The following is a 15,891-nucleotide window of genomic DNA, read 5'->3' on the forward strand; positions in this document are numbered from 1 at the left end:
GCACCAGTGGTGGCGACGAAATCGGTTCGGCGTGATCGCACTGCCGGTCGCGCTGGTGATCGCTCTGGGCGCCTCCTCTGATCGGCTCGCCGAGTACTGGTGGCAGGAAGATCTGCGCATCCAGGTCGACCGTGCTGCCGAGGGAGGGACAGCGCAGCTCACCGGTGTCCCTGAGCACCGTGACGGCGATCCGGAGCCCGGCGATCCTGCGACGACAGCACTGACAGTCGGGCTCACCGAGATCGAGCGCCTCGCCGCCATCGACGACGGCTACTCCACCGAACCGATTCCCGATGGCGCCGACGCCTACGGCGTGCATCTGGCCTTCGACAGCGGCGTGCCGGTCGCGGCGGAATGCACCGTGATACTGGTCGGTGATGACGGTGCGCGATACGGCGACGGGTCGGATCCGCTGCACCAGTACCCGGCTTGCTCTTCTCGCGACGCCGAGGGCGACACCGACTATGGTCCGTCGGGCCAGTGGGAGAACACCTTCACGATCCTCGCGGCTGAGGGGGCCGACATCGACCACGTAAGGGTCACATACGACGGTGTGCACTACGTTCGGCTCGATCTCCCGGCCGTGTAGACCGAAGCTGGTCGTGCCGGAGAGCTCACCGTGCCGCGGCTGACGCGACGTTCAGGCCACGGGTGAGCGCGGCGATGCCCGCATCGAACTCCGCGGCGAAATCGCGCGCCACGGCATCGGGATCGGCATCGAACGCGCCGAGCTGGGCAGCCTGAATGCGCTGCTGAACGAGCGATGCATGCCCGAGCACGAACTGGGCGAGGACGTTCGCCCCCGTGTCGGCATCATCGGCTCCCGCCTCCGTGAGCGCCGCTCGCAGCCGCTCGACCACGGCGGAGCCGCCGAGCCCGAGAGCGGCCGAGCTGAGCACGACCTCCGCGCCGTCGCGCTGTGCGAGCAGCGCCTCCCGCAGCGACCGTGTTGTCGCGGCCACGCCATCAGCGGGCTTCGCGAGCGCTACGATCCGGTCGGCCACCGCTGCCAGCAGCGTCTGCTTGTTCTCCACGTGCCAGTACAGGGCGCTGGGCCGGATGCCCAGATCGTCGGCGAGCGAACGCATCGTCACCGAGGCGAGGCCATAGAGATCGAGCAGGTGCAGCGCACGGCCGACGATGTGGTCGAGATCGAGGGCGGGGCGCATGCGACCAGCCTACTGAACGCCGTTCATGCGGAAGGTTCGAGTCCTTCCACAGGGTGAAAACCTCCGACGCGCAGCTGCCCTCGACGGACGACCATCAGGACAGGACCTCCGCTGCGGCGCACAGTCCGCGCGGACAGTGCGCCGACAGCGCATCACTCCGAGGCGCATCAGAGGTGCTGCGCCGGAACGGGCGGACTCATGAGCGCAGGCATGACAACCATCGAGCAGTTCGCAACGGACGCGCGCGACAAGCGGACTGCGGCGGGGCGCGTACTGTCGCTGCTCGAGGCGTTCGCGCACGGCAACGGGGCACTGACGCTGACGGAGATCAGCAGGGACGCGGATCTGCCGCTTTCGACCACGCACCGTCTCGTGCACGAGGTGATGGCGTGGGGCGGACTCGAACTCGATGACCAGGGCAGGTACCGGTTGAGCCGAAAGTTCGTCGATCTTGCTGCCGGGTCGACTCGCGCCCTGCGCCTGCGCGACTCCGCCATGCCCCACCTCATCGAGCTGCACAATGCCACGGGGCTCACTGTGCACCTCGCCGCCCGCGACGGCGACGAGGTGCTGTATCTGGAGGCGCTGCGCGGCCATCCCAACTACACCGGACAGAACCGGATGGGCGGCAGGCTGTCGCTGCATCTGACGGCGACGGGGCTGGTGCTGCTCGCTTTCGCGGAGCCGCAGGTCGTCGACGACTACCTGACCAGGCCGCTGCGTCCGTTCGCATCGGGCACACCGACATCCGCAGCTGAAGTGCAGACCCGCCTCGCCGACATAAGGCGACGGCGCTATGCGCTCGCTGAGCGCTTCCTCGCCGAGGGCGCGGGGTCTCTGGCCGCCCCGATCGACGGGCTCGACGGCACGGTGCCCGCCGCCGTCGGCGTGACCTTCGATCTCGACTCCGGCAACCGACGTGAGCTCGCTGATCTCGTGCGCGTGACGGCGCGCCGCATCTCGGCTTCGCTGATGCCGAGTGAAGCGCGCCCGGATCGCCGCACCATCGAATACAACCGGCGGCGCGCAGGTCTCGGAAACGTCTGAGTTCGGGGGCCTTCGCGCCGTTCTGCGCGCCGGCAGGGACGTGGCGCGACGCGGAGTTCCGTCGCGTGGAAGAGAAAGATTCGCCGCCTCTGCGGCGAGGACAGCATGGTTCTCATCGCAGTCAGGGTGGACCGCGACACGGGCGCACGCATCGCGTGCACCGCTCAGACGCATCGAAGGAGATCGCGCCCATGCGCACATCCCCATCGGGACAGGAACGGCCGCTATGACGGCGGTCGTCCTCCACATCGCCAGGCTGCTGGTGAACTCCCTGCTCATCTTTCTCGCCGTGATCACGGTGCTGTTCTTCCTGCTCGAGATCGCCCCGGGAGATCCGGTGCAGACCCTCGTCGGCGACGTGCCGCTCTCCGACGAGTTCCGTGAGCGCATCACGGCCGCGTACGGCCTCGACGCACCTGTCGCGGAGCGGTACCTGCTGTACATCGGCAATGTGCTCACCGGCGACCTCGGGTACTCGTTCGGGACCAACAATGAGCCCGTCCTGAGCCTCATTCTGTCGCGGGCGGGGAACACGCTCGCCATCGCGCTGCCGTCGTTCGTGCTGTCGACCATCGGAGGCATCGTGCTGGGCGCGATCGCCGCCCGCACTCGGAAGCGCTGGTTGGACGCCACGATCTCGGGGACGGCAGTCGGTCTGTTCTCCATCCCGAACTTCTGGTTCGGAATGGTGCTGATCCTGGTGTTCTCGATCGCGCTGGACTGGCTGCCGACGCAGGGCAAGAGCCCCTACGGGGAGTCGGGCATCGCGTTCGAGTATCTGATCCTGCCGGTCGTCGCGATGGCGACCACGGAACTCGCCTACAAGACCAGGATCATGCGGTCTTCGATGATCGAAGCGCTCGGTCAGGACTTCATCGACACCGCGCGTTCCAAGGGCCTGTCCAGCCGGGCGATCCTCTGGCGCCACGCACTCCCCAACGCGCTTCTCCCCATGGTCACCGTCGCCGGATACAGCCTCGGGTTCGTGCTGGCTGGGTCGGTGCTGGTGGAACGGGTGTTCGGATGGCCCGGCATGGGGCTGCTGTTCGTCGACGCGATCGAACGCCAGAACAACATGGTGATCCTCGGCGTCGTGATCGTGCTGACCGTTGTGATCATCATCGTCAACCTGCTCACCGATGTCCTCTACGGGGTCATCGATCCGCGTCTGCGCGCCCGATTCTCGCCGCGACGGAAGGAATCCGCATGAGCAGCACGACACAGCTGCGATCCGCAGCCGGGCCCTCGATGGAGACCGTGCCTGTCCCGCTGCCAGGCGTGCGGCAGCGTTCACCGCTGCGCGCGATGCTCCGGCGTCCCTCGGTCATCGTGTTCGGAGGGGTGCTCGCCGCGTTCGCACTGGTCGCGGTGTTCGGTCCCCTCGTCGTCGCGGACCCGGTTGCCACGACCTCCCCGAAGCTGCTGCCACCGAGTGCGGAGCACCTGTTGGGCACCGACATGCTCGGCCGCGACTACCTGGCACGAGTCGTGCACGGCGGGCGCATCTCACTGCTGGTCGGCTTCACCGTGGCCGCACTGTGTCTCACTGTCGGGCTCGTCGTCGGCGGGATCGCCGGCTACTTCGGCGGTGCGGCCGACACCGCGATGGTGAAGCTCGCCGAGTTCTTCCAGGTGCTGCCTGGCATCGTGCTGGCATTGGTGGCTGCCGCCCTGCTCGGCGCGAACATCTGGATCATCGTCGGCATCCTGGCGGTGACGATGTGGCCGGGCGTCGCCCGAATCGTCAGGGGCGAGGCCATGCGCATCGCGCAGCTCGGCTACGTCGAGTCCCAGCGCGCCGCGGGCTTCACCGGCATGCGCATCCTGTGGAGCGACGTGATCCCGAACGCGATGCCGCCGGTGATGGTCGCCACCAGCATGACGGTCGGGCGCGCGATCCTGATCGAGTCCGGTCTGGCCTACCTCGGCATCGGAGACCCCAGCAGCCCCAGCTGGGGCGCGCTGCTCAACTCCGCGCAGTCCTACATCCAGGACGGCTGGTGGCTGGCGCTGTTCCCCGGAGCCTGCATCTTCCTCGTCGTCCTCGCCGTGAACATTCTCGGCGATGCGATGAACGACGCGTACAACCCCACCATCGGGAGGGTGAAATGACTGTCCGCTACGAGCCGGACCACGCGACCGAACCGCTCATCGACATCAAGGATCTGAGAGTGAGCCTGCCGACGGGCGAACGGGACGAGATCGATGCCGTGCGCGGCCTGTCGTTGGTCGTCGCCGATGGCGAACGGGTCGGGCTGGTCGGCGAGTCGGGCTCGGGCAAGTCGGTGACGGGCCGGGCACTTGCCGGGCTGCTGCCGGAGTCGCCCCGCGTGCGTGTGCGCGGTTCCATTCGTGTGCGCGGGCACGAGATGGTCGGCGCCGGCGCCGAGGAATGGGCCACCATCCGGCGCCAGCGCGTCGGCATGGTGTTCCAGGATCCGCTCACGTTCCTCAACCCGACGATGAGGATCGGCACGCAGGTGGCCGAATCGCTGCCGAAAGCGGTGCGGCGCGACCGCGCAGCCAGGGACGGGGCCGTGCACGAGTTCCTGGAGCTGGCAGGCCTCGAGAACGCGGCTGCCGTGGCACGCGCGCACCCTCATGAGCTCTCCGGCGGCATGCGGCAGCGCGTCCTGATCGCGATCGCGATTGCGAAGCGGCCCGACCTGGTGCTCGCGGACGAACCGACGACCGCCCTGGATGCGACGGTGCAGTCGAGGGTGCTGCGCACTCTCGACGACACGGTCTCCCGGATGGGGACGTCGCTGCTGCTGATCTCGCACGACCTGGCCGTGGTGGCGGGGATGACCGACAGGGTGTACGTGATGTACGCGGGCCGGATCGTCGAGCAGGGGCCGACGCGTCGCGTACTCGATGCGCCGGAGCACCCGTACACCGAGGCCCTGCTCCGCAGCGTGCGGAGCCTGAGCGACGACGGAAGCGAGCTCTACTCGATTCCGCCCGACCTCCGGGCCCGCCTGCGGGAGGAGGCAGACCATGCTGCTTGAGGCGGAGGCGGTGACGAAGGTGTTCGGAGGGCGCCGCGGCACTGCGAAGGTACGCGCCGTCGACGGCGTGACGCTGAAGGCGGAACCCGGCAAGTTCGTGGCCATCGTCGGAGAGAGCGGCAGCGGCAAGAGCACGCTCGCGAGGATGATGCTCGACCTGATGCGGCCGACATCCGGCCGAGTGCTGCTCGACGGTGAGCCGCTGGACTCCCTGCGCGGCGACGCTCACCGCTCGTTCCGACGCAGCGTGCAGGCGGTGCTGCAGGACCCGTCCGGCTCTCTCAATCCCCGCAAAACGGTGGAGCGCGCCATCGGCGAAGTCATCCGACTGCACGCGATGGCGCGCTCCGCCGCTGACGTGCGGCGGCGGGTGTGCGACGCGCTGGAGCAGGTCGGCATGAGCCCTGCCGAGCATTTCCTCGACCGGTACCCGCACGAGCTCAGCGGAGGACAGCGTCAACGGGTGCTGATCGCTCGAGCCCTGGCGCTCGAGCCGCGGATCATCATCGCCGACGAGGCCGTCTCCGCGCTCGACGCTTCGGTCAAAGCAGGAGTGCTGCGTGTGATGGTCGACATCTCCCGGCGGCTCGGCATCGGGTACGTCTTCATCACGCACGACCTTCCCGTCGTGCGCAAAGTCGCCGACGAAGTCTGCGTTATGAAGGACGGCGCCGTCGTCGAGCACGGACCGAAGGATGCGATCGTGCATGACCCTCAGCACCCCTACACCCGAACACTGCTCGCGGCTGCGCCCGAGCTGGACGACGGAGGAGACTCCGATTCCACGGAAAGAGAGGCGAAGACGCCATGAGAGCACACAAGCGGCGCCTGAGCGGTGCGGTCGCGATCGCGGCCGCGTTCGGGCTGGCACTCACCGGATGCGCGGGCGGCGGGGGAGGAGAGGACGCGGAGCGCGTGTACGTGCGCGCCATCGGCGATGACCCGATGGGCCTGAACGGACAGCTGGTCAGCGGCGCGACGCCGACGATGTTCAGCGGGCAGATCATGGACACCCTCGTGCGGATGTCGGACCAGTACGAGCTGAACGCCGGGCTCGCGACCGAGTGGGAGCTCAGCGAGGACGGGCTCGAGCTGGATCTGACGCTGCGGGAAGGCGTGAGCTGGCACGACGGCGAGCCCTTCACCGCGGAGGATGTGAAGTTCAACCTCGAGGAGATCATCGCCCTGCAATCGTTCGGCGCTCCCCTCGCCGAACGGATCGACAGCACAGAGGTCACCGGCGAGCACAGCGTCACACTGCACCTCTCCGAACCGTACGGGCCGCTGTTGGAGACGCTGGCCGTGCAGTTCATGATTCCGAAGCACATCTACGAGGGCACGGAATATGTGACGAACGAGGCCAATATGGCGCCGATCGGCACCGGTCCCCTGATGTTCGACTCGTACGACTCCGGCGAGCAGATCGTGCTCGTGAAGAACCCCGACTACTGGGAAGGCGAGGTGCAGGTCGACAGAGTGGTCTATCCGATCATGGCGGATCCGAACAGCAGGGCGACCGCCCTGTTCGAAGGCGAGGTCGATCAGGCGGAGATCGCCGTGTCGCAGCAGGAACGCGTCTCGGGCGATGACGATCTCGCCCTGATGGAGACCGGCGCGTTCACTCAGCTCGTGAGCATGATGTTCAACGCGAAGAGCGAATACCTGAGTGACCCCGAGGTGCGCAGAGCCGTGTTCGCCGCGATGGACCGCGACGAGATCGTCGGCACGGCGCTATCCGGCATCGGTGAGCCCGCGAACGGCTTCTTCCCCGATGCGCTCGAGTGGGCGCAGGATGCGGACATCGACTTCGACAGGGACTATCCGCGCGACGTCGACGCCATCAACCGCACGCTCGACGAAGCCGGCTTCCCGCGCGACGCAGACGGCACCCGCTTCAGGCTCACCGTGCAGTACATCGCAGAGCTGACGGACGCGGCGGCTACAGCTGAGATGGCGCAGTCTATGCTGGGCGAGGTCGGTATCGAGCTCGAACTGGTCGCTTCCGCCGGCGCGGTGTTCACCGAGAACGTCTACACAGAGGCTGATTTCGATCTCGCGTTCCTGCGCTCCACGGTGGGAGCCGATCCCAGCATCGGCATCACCCGCTGGTACGCCTGCAACGAGGAGAAGGCGGCAGCCGCGAATCCCTCCGGCATCTGCGACGACGTGATCGATGAGGCCGCGGCGGGAGCCGTCACGGCGCCTGACCGGGAGACCCGGGCAAAGCACTTCCGCGACCTGCAGCAGCGTGCGAACGAGCTGATGATCTACGCACCGCTGGCCTGGTTCAACGGCGCGTTTCCGACCGTGAACCAGTCCGAATGGCAGGGGCAGCTCGAGCCGCAGCAGACGACGAACCGGATGCCGTGGCTCACGATGTCGCACGCGGATTAGGGGAGATCGCCTCTTCGCCTATACTGAACACCGTTCATTGAACACCGTTCAAGAGAAGAGGACGCAGTGAAGGATGTCTGGGAGGCGCGTGACATCGCGCGCGTGGCCGTGTTCACGGCGATCATCGTGGTGCTCGGACTGATGGGCCCGATTCCGGTTCCCGGGCTCGTGCCCATCACAGCGCAGACTCTGGGCGTGATGCTGGCAGGCGCGGTCCTGGGATGGAAGCGTGCAGCGGCATCCGTTCTTGTGCTCTACGGTCTCATCGCGATCGGTCTGCCCGTGCTCGCAGGCGGACACGGCGGTCTCGGCGTGTTCGTGGGCCCGAGCGTCGGGTACCTCATCGGCTGGCTTCCCGGTGTGATCGTGGTCGGACTGATCGCGCAGTCGGGTCGCCTGACGTGGTGGCGCGTCGCGGTCGGCACGATCATCGGCGGCATCGTCGTGATCTACGCCATCGGCGTCCCTGTGCAGGCGTTCATCACACAGCTCCCGCTTGCCGGCGCCGCACTCGCATCGGTCGCCTTCCTGCCCGGCGACCTGATCAAGGTCGTGCTCGCCACGATCCTTGCGCTGGCTCTCTTCCGCGCGTATCCCGCCGCGTTCCCGGCGCGCGTCAGGGCCACGCGCGCCGCCAGCGCCGCGGTCGGCGCCGTCTCGGCGCACGGAGAGGGCACGGCGCGGGGCGAGGCGTGAGCGGCGGCATCTCCGTCGCCGGGCTCGGTGTCGAGCTCGACGGCGCGCGAATCCTCACGGGCGTGACGACTGATCTTCCGCAGCAGCGCGTCGCGGTGATCGGCGCGAACGGGTCGGGGAAGTCGACCTTCGCCCGGGCGCTGAACGGGCTCGTCAGGCCGAGTGAGGGCAGCGTTCGTGTCGCGGGCATCGATGTCGGCCGCGAACCGCGCAGGGCACGTGAACGGGTCGGCTTCCTGTTCAGCAGTCCCGACGCGCAGATTCTGATGCCGACGCCCGCGGAGGACATCGTCCTCTCGCTGAAGGCAGCCGGCGTCGCCAGGGCGGACAGGGAGGAGCATGCACTCGCCGAGCTGGCGCGCTTCGGGCTCGCCGACCGCGCCGACCAGCCGGCCCACAGTCTGTCCGGCGGTCAGAAGCAGCTGCTCGCTCTGGCGGCGGTGCTCGCGAGCGGCCCGCGCGTGCTCGTCGCCGACGAGCCGACGACGCTGCTCGACCTCGGCAACGCCCGCCACATGGGCGATCTGCTGATCGAGGGCGACGCACGCGGGCCGGTCGCCGATCAGATCGTCATCGTGACGCACGACCTCGATCTGGCGGCCAGGTGCGACATCGTGCTGCGCTTCGCCGACGGCAGACTCGCCGAGCAGGGCGAACCAGGCACCGTCATCGACAGGTACAGGGCGGCGCACGCGTGATCGCGCTGTACCGGCCGGGCTCCAGCCCGCTGCACCGGATGCCCGCGGGCTGGAAGCTCACGACGCTCGCCGTGCTGGCGCTCATCGCCTCACTCTGGCCGCACACGATATGGACGGCGATCGGCGCACTGGGCGGCGCGTTCCTGCTGTTCCTGGTTGGAGGGCAGGGGCCGATGGTCTTCGTCCGTCAGCTCTGGGCAGCGAAGTGGATCGTGCTCATCCTGGTCGTCACGCAGATCCTCTTCGTGTCGTGGGATGCTGCCGTCACGGTGTCGGCGCGCGTGGTCGCCGTCGTCCTGATGGCCGGCCTGGTGACGCTGACGACTCGGATGAGCGAACTGCTCGACGCGCTCGAGCGCGCAATGGGCCCCCTGCGCGTATTCCGGGTCGACCCTGCTCGCGTGGCATTCGTGCTCTCCCTCACGATCGCGGCGATCCCGGTCATCGCCTCTCTGGCTCATCAGGTGGACGAGGCGCATCGTGCCAGGGGAGTGCGTCCCGGCCCGCGCGCGATCGTGACGCTGCTCGTGCTCGCGCTGCGCCATGCCGACGACCTCGGCGACGCGATCACGGCTCGTGCGGCGGCCGCCGAGATGCGCACCTATTGAACAAACCGGCGACCAAAACGGCGCATCTCGGCGAGAAAGGCGCATCTCGGCAGCTGGTGGTCAGTGCTCTGAACGCTGTGCGGTCAGCACGCACACTGGGCGGTCTATCGTGGCCGCATGAGCAGCGTCGCGATCGAACAGGAAGCCGTCTTCGCGGGTGGGGAGTGGCTGACGCCGCACGCCGCCGCGCGCATAGAGCTGGAGAGCCCCGTCGACTTCAGCCGCACGGGCGGCGCGGTCGACGGAGACGAGCACGATGTCGATGCCGCGGTCCGCGCGGCGCGTGAAGCGTTCGACCACGGTCCGTGGCCGCGGATGAGTCCGGAGGAACGAGCGGGCTGGATCGAGAGGCTGGCCGACGAGATCGAGCGGCGAGCCGACGCCACAGTTTCGCTCGTGACGACCGAGATCGGCCAGCCGGTGAGCGTCGCCCGACCATGGGCCGGCATCCGGCCCATCGCGCACCTGCGGTTCTACGCGCAGCTGCTCCGTCGCCCCGACGCGGTCGAAGAGGTGCGGGAGAACGCGATGAGGCCCGGCACCACGATCGTGCAGCACGAGCCGCTGGGCGTCGCCGCGCTGATCGTGCCGTGGAACCATCCGCAGGCCTCGACCACGCTGAAGCTGGCACCCGCGCTGGCGGCCGGGTCGACCGTCGTCATCAAACCCGCGCCGGAATCGCCGCTCGACATCTTCAACATGGCGGAGGCGAGCGTCGCGATCGGGATGCCACCTGGCGTGATCAACATCGTCACGGGCGGGCGCGAGACCGGCAGGGCACTGGTGCAGCACCCCGGTATAGACAAGGTCGGTTTCACCGGCTCATCGGCCGCGGGCCGCGACATCGCCGCGCAGGCGGGAGCGCAGCTCAAGCCGGCCACCCTGGAGCTGGGCGGGAAGTCCGCAGCGATCCTGCTCGACGACGCCGATCTCGACTCCGTGATGGGAGCCCTGCGGGTGTCGTCGTTCGAGAACACCGGCCAGACCTGCGCGCTGATGGCGCGCGTGCTGGTGCCGCGTGCGATGCACGACGAGGTCGTCGACCGCCTCTTGGCGCTGGCCAGCGACCTGCGGGTCGGAGATCCGTCCGACCCTGCTACGGAGCTCGGCCCGCTCGTCTCGCGCCGTATCCACGACCGAGTTTCCGGGATGGCCTCCCGCGCCGAAGCAGACGGGGCGACGCTGCTGACGGGAGACAGCGTTCTGCCTGACACCGGATACTACTTCGCCCCGACGATCGTCACCGGTGCGGCTCCGAGCAGCGAGATCGCGCAGGAGGAGGTGTTCGGCCCCGTCGTGTCGGTGTTCGCCTACGACGATCTCGACGACGCGGTCGCACTGGCGAACGACTCGCGCTACGGCCTGGCCGGATCGGTGTTCGGCGATCCGGACGAAGCGCTCGACGTCGCGCGCCGGGTGCGCACGGGGTCGATCGGCATCAACGGCTACAAGCCCGATCTGAATACGCCGTACGGCGGATACGGCGACTCGGGTCTCGGCCGGGAGTTCGCGATCGAGGGACTGCGGAACTTCCAGGAGGTCAAATCGATCTGGCGCTGACTGCGATGCGCTGCGCCTACGGACTCACCGTGCGCACCGCATCCGTGTCGCCCGTATATGTCTTCGCGCGCTGTATCTGCTCGTAGACGTGGCGGCGCAGATCGACGAACTCCGGCAGCGAGCGCGTCTCCAGCTGGTCGCGTTCGGCCGGCAGGTCGACGGCCACATCGTCGAGCACGATCGTGGGCGAGCTGGAGAGAACGATCACCCGCTCGCCCAGGTACACCGACTCGTCGATGTCGTGCGTGACGAACAGCACCGTGAGCCCCAGCTCCTTCGCAGCACGACGCACCAGGTCCTCGAGGTCCGCGCGCGTCTGGGCGTCGACCGCGGCGAACGGCTCGTCCATCAGCAGGACCTCGGGCTGGTAGGCGATCGCACGGGCGATCGCGACCCGCTGCTGCATGCCTCCCGAGAGCTGCCAGGGGTACGACCTCGGCACGTGCGCGAGGCCGACGGCCTCGAGCGCCTCGGCGACGCGTCGGCGGCGCTCCGCCTTCGCCACGCCCGCGCCGATGAGCGGCAGCTCGACGTTCTCATCGACCCTGTGCCACGGATACAGCGACCTGCCGTACTCCTGGAACACCAGCGCCATGCTGCGCGGGGGGCCGCTCACGACCTCGCCGTCGAGCGCGACGGTGCCGCTTGTCGCCGGCATCAGCCCTGAGACCACCTTCAGCAGCGTCGTCTTTCCCGATCCGGACGGACCGACCAGGCAGGCGAATTCGCCGCGGCGCAGGTCGAACGTGAGATCTCGCACCGCCTCGACGTCTCCGTCCGGCGAGGAGTAGATCTTCTGCACGCCGCGCACGGACAGCAGGATGTCGTCTTCGTTCGCAGTCATCATTGCCTCTCCATCTCGCGCTGGCCCCGGTACCACCCGAGGACGCGCCCTTCCACAGCCGAGTACACGAAGGCCATCACGATGCCGATCAGGCCGATGATGAGGATGCCGGCCCACATCGCACCGGTCTCGAAGGTCTGTTTGAACAGCATCACCTGGTACCCGAGGCCGTCGAGTGCGGCGTACATCTCCGACACGACCATCAGGATGAGCGAGATGGGCAGAGCGAGCCTGACGCCCGTCATGATGCGCGGCAGTGCGGAGGGCAGCGTGAAGTGTCTGAACCTCACCCAGCCGCGCAGGCCGTACGAGACTGTCGTCGCGGCGAGGACGGAATCGGCCGATCTCGCCCCGTCGATGGTGTTCAGCAGGATGGGCCAGAAGCAGCCGAGGAAGATCAGGAATATCTTCGAACGGTCGTCGATGCCCATCACCAGCAGCAGCACGGGCAGCAGCACGGGCGGCGGCACGGCTCTGATGAACTCGAAGATCGGGCCGGTGAGCTTGCGGGCGACGACGCTGGTGCCGATCATGAGGCCCAGGGCGACGCCGACGACGATCGCCGCCGCGAGCGCGATGCCGAGCCGGTACAGCGACGGCAGCACCTGCTGCGCCAACAGCGGGCCGAACCAGGTCTGGACCAGATCGACGATCATCAAGTCGGGCTTCGGCACGAAGGGGTTGATGCTGCCGCGCGTCGCCGCCCACCAGACGACGACGATGACGACCGGCAGTGCAAGCGCGGTCGCGACCGGGCGGAGGAATCTCATCCGTCATCGCCCTTCCGCATCGAGGGATGCCAACTGAGGAGACCGCGCTCGACGGCCTGCGCGGTGAGATTGATGACGAGGCCGAGTGCGCCGGCGAGAACGGCGAGCGCGTAGACGACGTCGACGTTGCCCGCCGACTGGTGCTGCGCGATCATCTTGCCGATGCCCGGCGCTCCGACGACGATCTCGATCGTGAGGGCCACCACGAGCGCGACGGTGGCGGACAGGCGCACGCCGGTCATCAGATAGGGGAGTACCGTCGGCCACACGAGGTGCCTTGCGCGCATCAGGAATCGCAGGCCATAGCTGCGGGCGGTCGCTTCGCCCACAGGGTCGATGTCGGCGACGCCTGAGACGACGTGCACCAGGACTATCCAGAAGCACGCCCACGCCACGATGAACACCGTGGCGGAGGGGCGCACGCCGAAGAGGATCACGGCGACCGGGATCAGGCCGACCGAGGGGATGGGCCGCAGGAACTCGATCGTCGACTCCGAGTACTCGCGCACGAGCCGCGAAGATCCGACCAGCACGCCGAGCAGGATGCCGAGCACGAGCGCGACGGCGAGTCCGACCGCCCAACCGGTGAGAGTCATCCCGAGTGCCTCCCAGAACTCGCCGGCCAGCGGCTGCGACGCCACGACCCGTCCTATCTGCGTCACGACGATCGAGAAGGGCGGCAGGTACTGCGACGGCACGACCTCGAGCCGCGATGCCCCCTCCCACAGCACGACGAACGCGGCGATGCCTGCGAGTCCGAGCATGACGGTCGCTGCGGTCGTGTGCGCGAACCGGCTCTCGCGAACAGTGGTCGGGCTCATCGGATCACGGCTCCCAGATCAGGGAGTCCATGTCGACCTCGTTCTCGATGTAGCTGAGCTCGTACGACCAGTCGGCCAGCGCCTGAAGATTCTCGGCAGTGAGCGGGAGCTTGCCGTAGGAGCCGAGCCGGATGCGTGCGGCGAGCTCGGGGTCGATCCTGGTGAACTCGGCGATGTTCTCGCGCAGCTCGTCGTCGTTGTCGAGTGCGTACTCATTCGCGCTCTCGATCGTGTCGGCGACGTTCGCGTAGTAGTCGGGGTTCGCCTCGACCTCGCTGCGCAGGGCGTACCAGACCCCGGCGACGACGGCCTCGTCCGACAGGTGCTCGAACGGGTTCGCGAGCGTGCGGAAGCCGTTCTCCTCACGCCCCAGGGTGCCGAACGGCTCGCCGGCGACGAAGGCGTCGACCGCGCCGCTCTCCAGGGCCGCAGGCTGATCCGGGATGCCGATCTGAACATACTCGACCTTCGATGGGTCGCCGCCGTCGCCCTTCACCGCGAGGTCGCTGAGCAGCTGCGTGTAGCCGCCGGGTCCGTTGATCGCGACCTTCTTGCCCTCGAGGTCCTTCGCCGACTCCAGCGGACTGTCCGCGGTCACCAGCAGGTCGTTGATGCCCTCTGCTGGGTCGTCTGGAGTGGCGCTGGCGGCGGCGATCACGACCAGATCGATGCCGTTCTGCACAGCCTGGAAGACGCTCGTCGTACCGCCATAGCCGACCTGCACCTGACCGGACTGCATCGCCTGGATGATCTCGGGCGATGAACCGGTCTGCTGCAGCGTCAGATTCAGCCCGGCGTCGTCGAAGACGCCGTTCTGCTGCGCCATGTAGACGGGGCCGATGTCGGTGACCGGGATGACCCCCAGAACGAGGTCCCCGCCCGGCTCGCCTGCGGTTCCGGTGCCGTCCTCGATGCCGGAACCGCAGGCGGTCAGGGTGAGGGCGAACGTCGCCGCTGCGGCGACGCCGATGCCGCGAAGAAATGCACGATCCATTACTGCCTCCATTGCCAGCGGGATTGTTCCGTCGAATCGCGACTAAAGCACATCCTGCGGTCGGTTCGTACGCTCTGCGTGCGTCTTGCCATCAGGCATCCCTAGCGTGTGGGACACGTGACAACGGCGTTAACGAAGGAGATCTGATGCCAACACCGACGCGTGCTGCGATCATCCGCGAACAACCGGGCGAGTTCGAGATCGCCGACATCCTGCTCGACGACCCGCGCCAGGGCGAGATCCTCGTGAAGATGGCCGTCAGCGGCCTGTGCCACTCCGATCATCATCTCGCCACGGGTGACAGCGTGCCCCAGATCATGCCGTTCATCGGCGGGCATGAAGGCACGGGCATCGTGCAGGCCGTCGGCCCGAGCACCTCCGGTTGGGAGATCGGCGACAAGGTGGTCTTCTCGTTCATCGCGAGCTGCGGCAGGTGCCGATGGTGCAACGAGGGGCAGAGCAACCTGTGCGACCTCGGTCGCTTCATGATGGCGGGCAGCCGATTCACGGATCCGGACAGCTACCGCGCATCACTTCCCGACGGCACGCCCGTGGGCCAGATGTGCGGACTCGGCACCTTCTCGGAGCACACCGTCGTCGACGTGAACTCCGCGGTGAAGCTCCCGGCAGACGCGGATCTCGACCGGCTGTGGCTGCTCGGATGCGGCGTGGGGACCGGGTGGGGATCCGCCGTGTACGCCGCCGAGGTCAAGCCTGGCCAGACCGTGATCGTGATCGGCACCGGCGGTGTCGGCGTCCACGCCGTGCAGGGCGCCTCACACGCGGGTGCGACAGCGGTGATCGCGGTGGACCCCGTGAAGCTCAAGCGCGAGAAGGCGCTGGAGGTCGGTGCGACGCATGCCTTCGCGACGATCGAGGAGGCGACGGTGTTCGCGCAGTCGATCACCAACGGCCAGGGCGCAGACGCCGCGATCCTCACCGTAGGCCTGCTCTCAGGCCAGGACATCGCCGATGCGTTCTACGCGATCCGCAAGGCGGGCACCGTGGTGGTCACGGCGATCGCGCCGAGTTCGGAACGTGCCATCCCTATCCCGCCGCTCGATCTCACCCGCTTTCAGAAGCGACTGCAGGGCGCCGTCTACGGCGCGAGCAACCCGCACGCCGACATCCCTCGCCAGTACGAGATGTACCTCGCCGGCCAGTTGAAGCTCGACGAGGTGATCTCGCAGCTGTATGCGCTGGAGGACATCTCCCAGGGCTACCGCGACCTGCTCGACGGCAAGAACGTCCGCGGAGGCATCCTGCATCGGCACTGATCCCC

General features: G+C 67.9%; 17 protein-coding genes. 12 read left to right on the forward strand and 5 right to left on the reverse strand.

The window, feature by feature from the left end:
• Positions 1 to 31: 31 nt before the first annotated feature.
• Complete coding sequence (locus DZG09_RS11005; RefSeq protein ID WP_119697768.1) at positions 32 to 589, forward strand: hypothetical protein; 558 nt, start codon at positions 32 to 34, stop codon at positions 587 to 589.
• Positions 590 to 614: 25 nt separating this feature from the next.
• On the opposite strand, the gene DZG09_RS11010 is transcribed toward DZG09_RS11005, so the two are convergent.
• Positions 615 to 1,169 carry a TetR family transcriptional regulator gene (locus DZG09_RS11010; RefSeq protein WP_119697769.1) on the reverse strand — a complete coding sequence of 185 codons (555 nt, stop codon included), beginning with the start codon at positions 1,167 to 1,169 and terminating at the stop codon, positions 615 to 617.
• Positions 1,170 to 1,379: 210 nt separating this feature from the next.
• On the opposite strand from DZG09_RS11010, the gene DZG09_RS11015 reads away from it, so the two are divergent.
• The 10 genes from DZG09_RS11015 to DZG09_RS11060 all read left to right on the forward strand — a co-directional run bounded on the left by DZG09_RS11015 (position 1,380) and on the right by DZG09_RS11060 (position 11,180).
• On the forward strand, positions 1,380 to 2,216 hold the full coding sequence (locus tag DZG09_RS11015) for an IclR family transcriptional regulator (RefSeq protein WP_162893283.1): 837 nt from the start codon (positions 1,380 to 1,382) through the stop codon (positions 2,214 to 2,216).
• 226 nt (positions 2,217 to 2,442) lie between these two features.
• Positions 2,443 to 3,426, forward strand: coding sequence for an ABC transporter permease (locus tag DZG09_RS11020; protein ID WP_119697771.1), 984 nt, complete (start codon positions 2,443 to 2,445; stop codon positions 3,424 to 3,426).
• Entirely contained in the window at positions 3,423 to 4,328 is a 906-nt protein-coding gene (locus DZG09_RS11025) for an ABC transporter permease (protein WP_119697772.1), read from the forward strand. Before DZG09_RS11020 ends, DZG09_RS11025 begins: the two co-directional genes overlap by 4 nt.
• Entirely contained in the window at positions 4,325 to 5,224 is a 900-nt protein-coding gene (locus DZG09_RS11030) for an ABC transporter ATP-binding protein (RefSeq protein WP_119697773.1), read from the forward strand. The genes DZG09_RS11025 and DZG09_RS11030 overlap by 4 nt, the downstream gene beginning before the upstream one ends.
• Positions 5,214 to 6,035, forward strand: a complete 822-nt coding sequence (locus tag DZG09_RS11035) for an ATP-binding cassette domain-containing protein (protein WP_119697774.1) — start codon at positions 5,214 to 5,216, stop codon at positions 6,033 to 6,035. Before DZG09_RS11030 ends, DZG09_RS11035 begins: the two co-directional genes overlap by 11 nt.
• Entirely contained in the window at positions 6,032 to 7,618 is a 1,587-nt protein-coding gene (locus tag DZG09_RS11040; protein ID WP_119697775.1) for an ABC transporter substrate-binding protein, read from the forward strand. Before DZG09_RS11035 ends, DZG09_RS11040 begins: the two co-directional genes overlap by 4 nt.
• A 66-nt stretch (positions 7,619 to 7,684) precedes the next feature.
• Positions 7,685 to 8,314 (forward strand): biotin transporter BioY, encoded by a 630-nt coding sequence (locus DZG09_RS11045; RefSeq protein ID WP_240423955.1) that lies wholly within the window; start codon positions 7,685 to 7,687, stop codon positions 8,312 to 8,314.
• Positions 8,311 to 9,012 carry an energy-coupling factor ABC transporter ATP-binding protein gene (locus DZG09_RS11050; protein WP_205529149.1) on the forward strand — a complete coding sequence of 234 codons (702 nt, stop codon included), beginning with the start codon at positions 8,311 to 8,313 and terminating at the stop codon, positions 9,010 to 9,012. Before DZG09_RS11045 ends, DZG09_RS11050 begins: the two co-directional genes overlap by 4 nt.
• A complete protein-coding gene (locus DZG09_RS11055; protein ID WP_119697776.1) occupies positions 9,009 to 9,620 on the forward strand; it encodes an energy-coupling factor transporter transmembrane component T family protein in 612 nt (203 codons plus the stop codon). The genes DZG09_RS11050 and DZG09_RS11055 overlap by 4 nt, the downstream gene beginning before the upstream one ends.
• Before the next feature lie 117 nt (positions 9,621 to 9,737).
• Positions 9,738 to 11,180 carry an aldehyde dehydrogenase gene (locus tag DZG09_RS11060; protein ID WP_119697777.1) on the forward strand — a complete coding sequence of 481 codons (1,443 nt, stop codon included), beginning with the start codon at positions 9,738 to 9,740 and terminating at the stop codon, positions 11,178 to 11,180.
• A gap of 16 nt (positions 11,181 to 11,196) precedes the next feature.
• Here the strand turns inward: DZG09_RS11060 and DZG09_RS11065 are convergent, their stop codons facing one another.
• Genes DZG09_RS11065 through DZG09_RS11080 form a run of 4 tightly spaced genes read right to left on the reverse strand, consistent with a single transcriptional unit; the run spans position 11,197 to position 14,609 of the window.
• Complete coding sequence (locus DZG09_RS11065) at positions 11,197 to 12,027, reverse strand: ABC transporter ATP-binding protein (RefSeq protein WP_119697778.1); 831 nt, start codon at positions 12,025 to 12,027, stop codon at positions 11,197 to 11,199.
• Positions 12,024 to 12,794 carry an ABC transporter permease gene (locus DZG09_RS11070; RefSeq protein ID WP_119697779.1) on the reverse strand — a complete coding sequence of 257 codons (771 nt, stop codon included), beginning with the start codon at positions 12,792 to 12,794 and terminating at the stop codon, positions 12,024 to 12,026. Before DZG09_RS11070 ends, DZG09_RS11065 begins: the two co-directional genes overlap by 4 nt.
• Positions 12,791 to 13,615, reverse strand: a complete 825-nt coding sequence (locus tag DZG09_RS11075) for an ABC transporter permease (protein ID WP_119697780.1) — start codon at positions 13,613 to 13,615, stop codon at positions 12,791 to 12,793. Before DZG09_RS11075 ends, DZG09_RS11070 begins: the two co-directional genes overlap by 4 nt.
• A gap of 4 nt (positions 13,616 to 13,619) precedes the next feature.
• On the reverse strand, positions 13,620 to 14,609 hold the full coding sequence (locus DZG09_RS11080) for an ABC transporter substrate-binding protein (RefSeq protein WP_162893284.1): 990 nt from the start codon (positions 14,607 to 14,609) through the stop codon (positions 13,620 to 13,622).
• Positions 14,610 to 14,755: 146 nt separating this feature from the next.
• Between DZG09_RS11080 and DZG09_RS11085 the strand changes: the two genes are divergently transcribed.
• Complete coding sequence (locus DZG09_RS11085) at positions 14,756 to 15,886, forward strand: NDMA-dependent alcohol dehydrogenase (RefSeq protein WP_119697782.1); 1,131 nt, start codon at positions 14,756 to 14,758, stop codon at positions 15,884 to 15,886.
• Positions 15,887 to 15,891: the final 5 nt, after the last annotated feature.

Source organism: Microbacterium halotolerans, assembly GCF_003569805.1.
Classification (GTDB): Bacteria; Actinomycetota; Actinomycetes; order Actinomycetales; family Microbacteriaceae; genus Microbacterium; species Microbacterium halotolerans.